Consider the following 12017-nt stretch of genomic DNA (forward strand, 5'->3'; position numbering starts at 1 on the left):
CTCTCGGTTTAGCTCCACATAATTGTCGGTCGCTCTCCGCAAATCGGCCGTCGCCGTCAGCTTTCCACCCAGTTTTCCGCAACCGCCAAGCGTATAATGGGTTACACGCCTTCACATTCCCTTCACGGGGCCTCCGCCCCAGCTTCACACAAGCCACAACCCATTGTGTGATAGCACCTTAGGAAAACCACCAACTGTTGTTTGACGGCAACCGCCAACGGTGTAAGATCGGGCCCTCCACTCCGCTGGATATGGTGTCCAATCGGGCATCGAACACCATATATAGTGGAATTTGATGATCCTCCCCGGCCTTTTGCGGGGTTTATCATAGCAACTCCCCAAAATGTAGTACGGTCGGCGAAAAGACGTGCCGATCAATTGCTGGGGCGTGTACTTCTGTACACAATGGATTGGATGCCCTTCTGACCGCTTTGAAACAGGAGGTTTGTTATGGCGATGGCCGACGCTTCGCTCGCTGCTCGTTCCCAAACTCGTTCCGCTGGCCCCGCTCGCGGCGGCGCCAAGCGCTTCCACGGCCGGCTCAAGGTCGACTCGCAATTCTGCCCGGTCGACGTCGCCGACGTCTTCGACACCGTCCAGTGGGAAGTCCGTAGCGCCGCCATCAAGGGCGAAAACGGCGAAGTCCTCTTCGAGCAGACCAACTGCGAGGTTCCCTCGTTCTGGTCGCAGCTCGCCACCAACGTCATCTGCAGCAAGTACTTCTACGGCGAAGTCGGCACCGACCAGCGCGAATACAGCGTCCGCCAACTGATCCACCGCGTCGTCCGCACCATTGCCGACTGGGGCCTCGACGACGGCTACTTCGCCACCGCCGAAGACGGCGAGCGCTTCTACCGCGACCTGTCGTGGCTCTGCCTCCACCAGCATGGCGCCTTCAACTCTCCCGTCTGGTTCAACGTCGGCCTCTACCACCAGTACGGCGTCAGCGGCGCCAAATGCAACTGGCGTTGGGACGCACAGACGCGCACCGTCGTCCAGCCCGAGAATCCCTACGAGTATCCCCAAGGCTCGGCCTGCTTCATCCAGCACGTCGACGACAACATGGAAGACATCATGGAGCTCGCCCGCAGCGAGGCCATGTTGTTCAAGTTCGGCAGCGGCACCGGCACCGACCTCTCGACCCTTCGCTCGCACCGCGAGAAGCTCGCCGGCGGCGGCAAGCCCTCGGGCCCCCTCTCCTTCATGCGGGTCTACGACCAGGTCGCCGCCGTGGTGAAGTCGGGCGGCAAGACCCGTCGCGCCGCCAAGATGCAGTCGATCAAGGTCTGGCATCCAGACGTGATGGAATTCATCGAATGCAAGTGGAAGGAAGAGCAAAAGGCCCGCGTCCTCATTGAGAAGGGGGGCTACGAGTCGAACTTCAACGGCGAAGCCTACAGCTCGATCATGTTCCAGAACGCGAACCTCTCCGTTCGCCTCACCGACGACTTCATGCAAGCCGTCGAGAAGAACGCCGACTGGACCACCCGCTGGGTCACCGACCCCAAGCAGGCCGGCCCCACCTATCAGGCTCGCGACGTCCTCAACCGCATGGCCGATTGTGCCTGGCACTGCGGCGATCCCGGCGTCCAGTACGACACCACGATCAACACGTGGCACACCTGCCCCAACAACGGCCGCATCAACGCCAGCAATCCGTGCAGCGAGTACATGTTCCTCGACGACACGGCCTGCAACCTGGCCAGCATCAACCTGATGAAGTTCCGTCAGCCCGACGGCACGTTCGATGCGAACGGCTTCCGCGCCGCCTGTCGGCTGTTCTTCATCGCCCAGGAAATCTTGGTCGATCACGCCAGCTACCCGACGCAAGACATCGCTCGCAACAGCCACATGTTCCGTCCGCTCGGCCTGGGCTATTCGAACCTCGGCAGCCTGCTGATGGCCAGCGGTCTCGCCTACGATAGCGAAGCCGGCCGCGGCGTCTGCGGCGCCATGACCGCCCTGCTGCACGGCGCCGCCAACCTCACCAGCGCCGAGCTGGCCGAGGCCGTCGGTCCGTTCGAAGGCTTCGAGCTCAATCGCGAACCGATGCTCCGCGTCATGGAGATGCACCGCGCCGCGACCGAGCACATCAAGCCCGAGTGCCCCGAGTACCTCCGCGACGCCTCGCGGCAGGTCTGGGACGAGGTCGTCGCCGCTGGCGCCGTCCACGGCTTCCGCAACGCCCAGGCCACCGTGCTCGCCCCCACCGGCACCATCAGCTTCATGATGGACTGCGACACCACCGGCATCGAACCCGATATCGCCCTGGTGAAGTACAAGCAGCTTGCCGGCGGCGGCATGCTGAAGATCGTCAACCAAACCGTCCCCGCCGCCCTCGGCACGCTCGGCTACGAGCAACCCGAGATCGACTCGATCCTTGATTACATCAACAAGGAAGACACGATCGAAGGCGCCGCCGACCTGAAGCCCGAGCACCTCTCGATCTTCGACTGTGCGTTCACGCCGCGCAACGGCACGCGCAGCATCGCCTGGCAAGCTCACGTCACGATGATGGCCGCCGCGCAGCCCTTCCTGTCTGGCGCCATCAGCAAGACGGTCAACATGCCCCGCGACACGACCACCGAAGACATCGCTCAGGCCTACTTCGACGGTTGGCGTCTCGGCCTCAAAGCCCTCGCCATCTACCGCGACGGTTCGAAGGAAAGCCAACCGCTGAACACCGGCACCGAAGCCGACAAGCAAAAGAGCAAAGACGCCGCCGCGGCCGCCAAGCCTCGGCGCGAACGCCTGCCCGACACCCGTCAGTCGGTCACGCACAAGTTCAACGTGGCTGGTCACGAAGGCTACATCACCGTCGGCCTCTACCCCGACGGCCGCCCCGGCGAGCTGTTCATCACGATGGCCAAAGAAGGCAGCACCATCGGCGGTCTGATGGACGCCTTCGGCACGGCCGTCTCGATGAGCCTGCAGTACGGCGTGCCGATGGAGGATTACGTTCGCAAGTTCAGCCACATGCGGTTCGAACCGCAAGGCCACACGAAGAACCCCGACATCCGCATCGCCAAGAGCCTGATCGACTACATCTTCCGCTGGATGGGGATCGAGTTCCTCCCCGGCTACAAAGAAGCCAGCCTAGGCCTCCCGCTAGATTCAGCCCCCGGCTCCGCCGGGGGGTCCGACGACGAGCTGTCAGAAACACAGCTCAAGCCCGCCGCCATGAAGGCTGGCGGGCAGAAGACCAGCTCGGAAGCATCGGCCGGCAGCCAAAAGCTCCCGGCGCAAAGCCCCAAGCCCAAGGCCGAGTCGTCGCCATCCGAGCGAGCCGGGTCGTTCCCGACCCCGGCCCCGAACGGTAATGGCCACGGCCACACCAACGGCCACGGCAAGGCAAACGGCAATGGCCACGGCAACACCCCGAAGGCCGCCACCAGCAGCGCCTCGTTCTACAGCGCCAAGCTGCTCGAACGAGCCGGCGTCCTCACCAAGACCGACGCCGCCGGCCCCAACATCCGCAGCGAACAGTTCGCGCAGTTCCAAATCGACGCCCCGGCGTGCGACGGCTGCGGCGCGATCACCGTCCGCAACGGCAACTGCTACCTCTGCCACAACTGCGGCAACAGCATGGGCTGCAGCTAGAAGAAGAGGTGAACTGCCAGAGCCCTGTCACCCCGAGGTACCCCGAGGGGTCCGGCATGGGTAACGCCAATCTGGCTGTGAGCTGAAAGCCGACCGCTGACCGCTCTTATAAAACCGGGTGACAACCGCAACGGGCGTCGAACAAGCCACAAGCTCGTTCGACGCCCGTTTTTCAGTTGCATTTACATTTCAAACCGGTCGTGGCTCAGCGGAAGGAGGCATTCATGGTTTCCATCAATTGCATCTATTGCGCAAAGCCTTTCGATCCAACACGTGGCGAAGGGGACCACGTACTCTCTTCTGCTCTATTCGGTGAGTTCAGATACGATGTTCGATTCCGCGGATGCTGCAGTGCTTGCAACAACATATTCGGCACGCATGAACAAATCCTGGCCCAGGCAACTCCACCTGGGCACCTAAGAGCAATTGTCAAGCCCGTCCAAACACGTCGAAATTCCACCCGCATTCAACGCGGCGCGAAAGACAGTAAACCACCACGCTTTATTGCTTTCGCTGAAGATCATGGTGAATTAGTAGAACCGCTGGTCGACGATCCTCGCAAAGTGCAACCGATCGACCGACTAACGATTCAAGCTGAAGACGGTACAGAACACTATCTCAGACTCTACAGGGGGATGAGCGTCGAACGTCTCCGCACGGACATCGAGCGCACTGGGTGCAATAACGCCAAGCAGATATTTTGCTCGTGCGAACTCGAAAATACGGAGTTCTATAAGCAACTCGTGCGACAACTCTACCCCAATCACAAATGGGAAGACCGCCCGGACACTGAAGCAGGTACAAGACAAGTGCGGGGTCGCACCGAGTTTGTTTTCTCCACCGATGCATTTCGCGCTCTCGCAAAGATAGCTTTTCACTACTATCTGGTTCATAACCAGCGCAGCTACAGTGGCCATGAACCAGAATTTGACGCTATCCGCCAGTACATCAGAGATGGCATTGGCGACTACGATCAATTCTTTGAACGCCCGGGGCCAACGTTCGCCGTGCCGTTCGGCGAAACCAGTCCAGAGAAAGAAACAACTCCGGGCAATTGGTGTCATATCCTTTCTGCTCACGAGGTTAACGGAAGTATCACAGTAAATTTGCGACTATACGCGGGACCTGGCTTTGAAGGAGAAACACACCAAGTAACTCTAGGAGAGATTCGGAGCCAGATCGTCTTGCCCGGTGGTTTTTGGGGGCACGTCTATCACTACGATTTACCAAGTGATAGTCGCTATTCGGGTTTCGTAGAGCAAGCGAGGATCCAACGGCTTGCGTAGAGGAATACGGCGGGTGGCACCGACACTCTGGCGAAACCACTCTCCCATTCCTAACCGCTCAGCCGCCAGCGTGTCGGTGTTGCGTTAGCAACAAGAGGTAATCTCAGGCCCAACGGGCCTCTGCAATCAACCGACGCTACGCATTGGCTGCAACTCGCGTGTCGACAGTGCAGAGGCGTGTGCACAGCCACAATCCCGACAGTTCCCAATCCACCGTGGTATAGTAGAAACAGCGTGCATACTCATGCCGTCAATCACCAAGGGGCAAACCCATGAGCCCGCAACTCGACGCCATTTGGCAGCAAATCCAGCGTCTCGACGAAGCCGAACGTCTCGCGCTTGAACTGCGTCTCCACGAACTCACCGAGGCACAATCCTCGGACAAGCCTGACGCCAACGGGAAACAGCCAATCGCCGGCTGGCGAGCCGTCTATGGCGCCGCCGATCCGAGCGAAGTCGCCGAACTGCAACAAATCATCGACCAAGAGTTCTCCGCGATCGACTCGGAGGGCTGGGATTGATTCTCGACACCAACGCCGTCTCGGCGCTGCTCGCTGGGCAGAACGGGTCTCTACATCGAATTCTCGACGGCGCCGATCAACACCACCTGCCCCTGCCTGTCATTGCCGAGTACCAATACGGCCTGCTTCGGCTACCGCGGCCCCAACGCCTGCAATCGCTTTTCCGTCGCTTAGAAGCCGACTCAATTGTTCTTCTGCCAGACCGCACGACGGCCGACGTCTACGCGACCGTTCGACAAGAACTAAAAACCAAAGGTCAACCCATCTCCGAAAACGACGTCTGGATCGCCGCACTCTCACGGCAATTCGACCTGGAAGTCGTCAGCCAGGACGCCCATTTCGACCACGTTCCAAGAATCCGCCGCATCAGTTGGTGAGAGAGTAACGGGGAGTAACTTTTTGCCACTGGCAGCGTTACTCTCCTCCCCCCAACCGCTTCCCCTCCAAAAACTCCCACACCCGTTCATTCTCCGCGCGGGGCCACCCATGCCCGAACCCGTCAATCACCCGAAACTCCACCAGGTGCCCGGCGCGTTCAAACGCATCACGCCCCTCGCGCACCATCTCCGGCGGCACTTGCCGATCGCGTGAGCCGACGAGGAACAGCATCGGGCACTTGTTCGCCGTCGCCAGCGGCGCGTCGCCCAGCGGTTCCGGCAGCCAGCCGCAGCCGACCACCGTCGCCGCGATCCGCTCGCTGCACATCGCCGTCAGCAGGTTGGCCGCCGCTCCGCCCTGCGACACGCCGATCAAATAGATCCGCCGCCGATCGCCGCCGTGCTCGCTCGTTACCCGATCACACATCGCGCGGAAGAACGCCGCGTCCGGCTCCATCAGCGTCGGATTCTCCGGTGGAATGAACGGCGGCCAATTGAGATGCCTCCCTTGCAAATAGACGAGCAGAAACTCCTGCTCGATGGCGAGCTCATCAAGCCCCGTATGCGCGGCCATCTCGTCAACGGTGTCGATCGCCCCATGCAGCGCGAACACCACCGGCACGTCACGCTTCCCCGCCACCGAGCGCGGCACAACGAGCCGATACTCCCGTCGCATGCCATCGACGTCGATCGTCTCATGCACAATCTCCGCCCGCGGCCGCAGCAAGAACACGATGCCCCCCAGCGACACAGCGAGCACGCCGACGACCAGCAAACTCCCCGAACGACGCCACGCGAGCAATTGCGAACCGAATTCCATTCGCGACACAAGAAATGAGAGGGATAAAAGAAAAGTCGCCAAGCTCCCCTTCAATATACCAACGTCACCCGCTTAACCCCCGGTTCTTCAGAAGCATATTCAATTGCCATCATCCATCGCATTTGCCACAGAGCACACAGAGGCCACAGAGAAGACGGGTAAGAGCGAATGCCCTAAATCTTCCTCTGTGCTCTCTGTGTGCTCTGTGGTGAAGGCGTTAAGCGTGAAGTACTTCGAGAAGGATGGCGGTTGAATAAGCTTCCTTCAAACCGGGGGCGCCACGGCACGCACCACGGGGTCGGAGGCCTTTTGCCACTGGCGGCGTTCCACTCAAAGTAATCCTCCCAGTGGCAAAAGGCCCCCGACCCCTTCCGCGCACCATCCCGTACCCGGCCAAACTTTTGTGTAGAAATTGGCCACCCAAGTCGCTAGCGTGAACATACGAATACATACACGTCCGGGCGCCGCTGCGCGCTCAACTCCCAAGTTCATTCCATGCACGCCAGCCACGACCAGCGACGCCACTCCTCAAAGCAGCGCGGATGCTCCGTCAGCGCCCAGCGACTCGCCGCGACAGCTGTCGCCTCGTCTGTCGCGACAGTGAAATGGACGCGACAGCCGCAACTGCCGTTTCCCACAAGACTTCCGACGCCTCAGCCGGCGACTGTCGCTAAAAATGCAAAAGGCGACAGCTCTCGCCATGCGACACGTCGTCGCAAACGCCGCGGCGCGCAAACCGAAGCAACAGAACCACTTCAGGCTGTTGTCGCGAAAAACGCGTCAGGCGACAGAAGGAGCCGTCGCGACAGCAAGACGACGTCGCACGACAGCCACCCCCGCCACGGCAATCGCCACGAGCACCGCCCCCGTCGGCTCGGGCACCACAATCTCCGCCAACCGCAGCGACGCCTGATTGGGGAAGTAGTCGACGACCCAGTGATACGTCGTGCCGCCAAACTGCGAGACGGGGTCGTTGTCGAACGTCCCCACGACGCCCCCCAGCGCCGTGATGATCGGAAACACGTCCCCCACCTGCGGTGCGAACGGCGTCCCGTCGGCGTCGAACAAGAGCACCTCCAGCAACCCATCGAGCGAAGCCGTCCCGCCAGTCACCAGCAGGTGGTCGTACGCCTCGCCCAGCACGTAGCCGCCGACGCGCACCCGCATCGTGCCGTCGTCGTCGTTCACGAATCGATCGACGGCGACCAGCGCGGCAAGGTCGAGTTCGAAGTCTCGCCCAAACGCCAGCACGCCGTGATTTTCCAACCCGGCATCGTCGAGGGCCGTCGTATGGTGCAACCACATCTCGCCCCCCAAGCCGTTGATGAGCGTGCCCGCGCCGGTGACCTCCATCCCTTCGCGAAGGTGAGTCTCCCCTCGCATCCTCAATTGCGATGCGGCCGCCGCAAAGTTCAGCGACGAGCCCGGCCAGAAATAGACGTCGGCCCCGATCTCCACCTTGGTGGCGTCAATGTTCGTCTCGCCGCCCATCGCGAGGTGAGCGCCATCGAGTCGGTTAACGAACAGCACGGCATTGCCGGAGAGATTCATTTCGCCGTTCATCGACCAACCGGCCTGCGACCCTCCCTCCAAATTGACCGTCAGCCGTCCCAAGAAGCCGCCGCTGATGTTCAGTTCCCCTTCGAAGAAATCGTACGGCTCGGTTTTCGTCGTCACCGCGTTGATCACCAGCGGCGCTTCAACGTTCCAAGTCGTCTGGTCGTCGTCGCCGCTCCAGTCGAACAACCCGGCGTTGATGACCGTCGGCGCCGTCACGGTCGCCTCGCCGTTCTGCTGCGGCCGGCCATTGATCGTCACGTTTCCGGCCCACTCGGTCGGCCCGTCAAAGTTCACCTGCCCGCCGTTGTCGCCCATGCCGTTGGTGTTGAACGTTCCCCCCTGGACGAGCGTCTCGCCTTCCAAGACGAACCGATCGTCCTCGCCGATGACGACGTTGGCCGTCGACGCGAGGGTCGCGTCGGCCGCGACCGTCAACTTCGCCGTCCCGCCGTTGACGTCGATCCCGCCGGCGAGCGTCACATGGTCGCCGGAGATCACCGCCTGCTCATCCGGCCCCTGGTTTCCCAGCTGGCCAAACAAATCGATGAAGCTCGATGCATCGGCGACCCAAGGGCCGACGTCCATGTTGAGCCTCGCGTAGGGCCCCAAAGTGATCAAGCCGCTGAACGCATCCGTCAGCCCGCCCCCCGTGAAGGTGAGCGTCGCCACGTCGACGCCCGAGATCAGCAATTCTCCGTCGCCTGTCTGGCCGTCGAGATCGAACTCGCCGTCGTTGACCTGTACGTAAGTGATCGAACCCGTCCCCGCGCTGATGAGTCCGTTGTTCGTGAGCGTCGTCCCAACGTCCCACAACTGGACGTTCGCCAGATCGTTGAAGAGTCCGCGAAGCTCGCCGTTCACGAGCAGGTGATCGTTGATCCGCACGGTGCTGTCGATCAGCCACACATTCGAGTCAGCGCCGATCACCAGATCGTCGGTAACGTAGTCGACGCCGGCCACGGCGTTCTCGATGTTCAGCCGCGCACTGTCGTTCAGGATCGTGTCGCCGTTGACGACCATCGTGCGACCTTCGGTTTGCAGCGCCATGTCGTTGGTGATATGCAGGCCCGCAATTGTCGCATTCTGATTGAGGAAAACGGTATGCCCAGTCACCCAGGGCAGGTCGCCAATGCGCACGACGTCGCCCGCTCCCGGCACGCCCGCCGGCGTCCAGAGCGCCGCGTTCGACCACGGATCGCTGACCGCCGTGTTCCACGACTTGTCGACGGCGCGAGCCGAACTCGCGGCAAGCGCGGCCGCCGACAATCCGACCGCCGCGATCAACCAACCACGTTCGGCGACGCCCGCCGCTTTCGAAAGGACGCCGCTCTTGCCGCTCTTCACTGTCATGAGTTTTCCCTCGGTCTCCGCAAACGCACCGCCGCCCCCGAAGTCGCGCGTGTCGCTGCACAGAAGAACAACGCCAAACGCGAGAGTTGGCGACAGAGTTCGTCGAGAAGTCCGAGTTCACGCCGAAGAATTGCCAGCAGACTAATGGCAACGAAATGGCCCGTGTGCGGTCAGTCGAGCGGGCGTTCGAAGTACGTACTGTTCAGTCTGGATGGGTTAAACGCCCCAGGTTACGGGACGTCCTGGCGTCTTTCATCGATTTCCCCGATCCGCCGCCGCTCGCGATTCGTAGACGCTCGTATGCCTAAAAGAGCACGAGAAATTCCGCCACTTGCCCCGGCCGATGTTGCCAACCATAATCGCCATAGCAGCCCAAATTGGGCTCTCTGCCGAGTTGGACCGCACTCTTTCCTCGGCGACTGGGGTTTCAAGGAAACCCTCCCTCCACAGATTGACGCCACTGTTTTGCATTCGGAGTACGCTAATGCGCCTGTCCTACCTCTGCGCGATGGCCGCGGCCATCGTCCTGACGTTCGGCCTGTCGGTCGACGCCCGCGCCGCCAATCTTGGCGCCGCTAACGCCTTTAACGGCTTCATCTTCGGCAACCTCACGTCGGCGGGCCAAGACACCGAGGGTCGCCTCGCGGTCGGCGGCAACTTCACGGCCAGCAACTACGGCGTCGGCTCCGGCGGCATCGGACCGGCCGTGCCGATCACCAATCCCCGCACCGACGTCCTCGTGGTCGGCGGCGATATGAACGCCCAAGGGGGTTGGCAAGTTTTCAACGGCAATGCCGTCTGGGGAACGAGCCTTACGGCCGCGCCCACCACGCCGAGCGGCGTCACCTATCAGGGCAATCCCGTCAACTTTGCGGCCGCCCAAGCCGACCTCACTGCCAAGAGCACGGCCTGGGGAGCCCTCTCCACCAACGCCTCGGTCGTCTTCGACGGCTTCTCAACGCTGACCCTCACCGCGACTAGCGCCGGCCTCAACGTCTTTAACGTCAGCGAATCGGTTTGGGAGTCGACAAGCAACAAGCAGATCGTCAACGCCTTCCCGATGGCGACGCTGCTCATCAACATCCTGGGCACGAACGTCACGCAGTTCGGCGGCATGTCGTACAACGGCAGCAGTTCGCCGAGCGCGGCCCACGGCGGCGTCTTGTTCAACTATCCGCAGGCGACCGTGGTCCAGACCAACAACATCGCCATGCTCGGCAGCGTGCTAGCTCCGTACGCGGCGCTCACCATCAACGGCGGCGGCATCAACGGGGTCGGCGTCGCGGCGAGCGCCCACCAGCAGAATGGCGGCGAGTTCCACAACTTCACCTTCACCGGCGACATACCCGTCGTGCCCGAACCGACGTCGCTGGCGCTCGCCGGACTCGGCTTGGCGGCGATCGCCGTCAAGCGCCGCCGGGCGTAGATCCGAAGGGGAAACAGACGATTAGGCCTTCGCGATTCACGGGTCGCGAAGGCCTTTTTAACGCGCTAGCTTGCTTCCGTGGCATGCCGCGACGGGTCGCTCGCTTCCAGCTCGATGGCCAGCGGCAATGCCGCGTCCCCCGGCAGTTCCTCGGTGAGCGCTGCCCGTTCCTCGGGCGTATCGGCCGCGCGCACCGCCGGCGATCGCAGCGGACCGCTGAGGGCCAAGAGGTTCCCGCCCACAATGCACGCCCCGCCGGCAACCATCGCGAGGGTCATCTCCTCGCCAATGAGGACGTAGTTCAGCAGCAGCGACGCCGGCAGCTGGAGGTACCCCAAGACGCTCGTTAGCTGCAGCGGCAGATCAGTCGACACCTGCACCCACAAATAGTGTCCGATGAGCGTGACCACCACCCCGAGGTGAAAGACGAGCCACGCATCGCGCGCCGTCATCGACCATTCGGCCGCCGGCGCCGCTGCCAGAAAGACCGGCAGCGCGAAGAGGAACATCCCCCACGTCCGCAGTTCGTTGTCGAGATGCGCGTGGCGCTGATGGAGCATCGGCAGTCCGGCGTAGCAGGTTCCGCTGAGGATGCCGATCAATAGCCCTACAAGTTGCCCGTCGTGCCCCGGCTCCTGCACGGGCAGGCAGAGCCAGCTCCCCGCCATCGCCAGCGCCACTCCCAGCATCGCCGTGATTCGCGGCCGCCCGAAGCCAAACAACCAACCCAACAGCGGCAGTTGCACTCCGGTCGTTGAGAAGCCGATCGCCCCGATCGATGCGCTCGCGAGCTTGATGCTTTGGAAATAGGTGAGCCAGTGGAGCCCGAAGCAGACGCCCACCGCCAGCAGCAGCTTCCAATGACGTCGTAGCTCGCCGCCGATCGCACTGAAGCCCTTCCCGCGCTGCACGGCGAGAATTACCGTCATGCCGATGGTCGAGAGGCTCAGACGCCAGATGCCGAGCGCATACGAGTCGATCTGCACCGCGCGAATCGCAGCCGGCGCGCTGCCGAACAAGATCGTGGCGATGGCCACCTTCAGCAGCGACGAGCGATACCCAGACAATGGCGGCTTC

General features: G+C 62.0%; 8 protein-coding genes. 5 read left to right on the plus strand and 3 right to left on the minus strand.

Annotation, left to right across the window (positions count from 1 at the left end; translation table 11 throughout):
- Positions 1–450: 450 nt before the first annotated feature.
- From I41_RS25350 to I41_RS25365, 4 genes are all read left to right on the plus strand, one after another.
- Complete coding sequence (locus tag I41_RS25350) at positions 451–3600, plus strand: vitamin B12-dependent ribonucleotide reductase (RefSeq protein ID WP_145435811.1); 3150 nt, start codon at positions 451–453, stop codon at positions 3598–3600.
- A 224-nt stretch (positions 3601–3824) separates the two neighbouring features.
- Positions 3825–4886, plus strand: coding sequence for an HNH endonuclease (locus I41_RS25355; protein WP_145435812.1), 1062 nt, complete (start codon positions 3825–3827; stop codon positions 4884–4886).
- Positions 4887–5158: 272 nt separating this feature from the next.
- A complete protein-coding gene (locus I41_RS25360; protein WP_145435813.1) occupies positions 5159–5407 on the plus strand; it encodes a hypothetical protein in 249 nt (82 codons plus the stop codon).
- Positions 5404–5784, plus strand: coding sequence for a PIN domain-containing protein (locus I41_RS25365; protein ID WP_168207159.1), 381 nt, complete (start codon positions 5404–5406; stop codon positions 5782–5784). Before I41_RS25360 ends, I41_RS25365 begins: the two co-directional genes overlap by 4 nt.
- Positions 5785–5821: 37 nt before the next feature.
- On the opposite strand, the gene I41_RS25370 is transcribed toward I41_RS25365, so the two are convergent.
- Positions 5822–6604: an alpha/beta hydrolase family esterase gene (locus I41_RS25370; RefSeq protein WP_145435815.1), complete on the minus strand. Its 783-nt coding sequence runs from the start codon at positions 6602–6604 to the stop codon at positions 5822–5824.
- A gap of 780 nt (positions 6605–7384) precedes the next feature.
- Complete coding sequence (locus I41_RS25375; RefSeq protein WP_145435816.1) at positions 7385–9514, minus strand: hypothetical protein; 2130 nt, start codon at positions 9512–9514, stop codon at positions 7385–7387.
- Positions 9515–9998: 484 nt separating this feature from the next.
- On the opposite strand from I41_RS25375, the gene I41_RS25380 reads away from it, so the two are divergent.
- A complete protein-coding gene (locus tag I41_RS25380; protein WP_168207160.1) occupies positions 9999–10940 on the plus strand; it encodes a choice-of-anchor A family protein in 942 nt (313 codons plus the stop codon).
- A 65-nt stretch (positions 10941–11005) separates the two neighbouring features.
- Here the strand turns inward: I41_RS25380 and I41_RS25385 are convergent, their stop codons facing one another.
- On the minus strand, positions 11006–12007 hold the full coding sequence (locus tag I41_RS25385) for a DMT family transporter (RefSeq protein ID WP_145435818.1): 1002 nt from the start codon (positions 12005–12007) through the stop codon (positions 11006–11008).
- Positions 12008–12017: the final 10 nt, after the last annotated feature.

This window comes from Lacipirellula limnantheis, from assembly GCF_007746075.1.
Taxonomy (GTDB): Bacteria; Planctomycetota; Planctomycetia; order Pirellulales; family Lacipirellulaceae; genus Lacipirellula; species Lacipirellula limnantheis.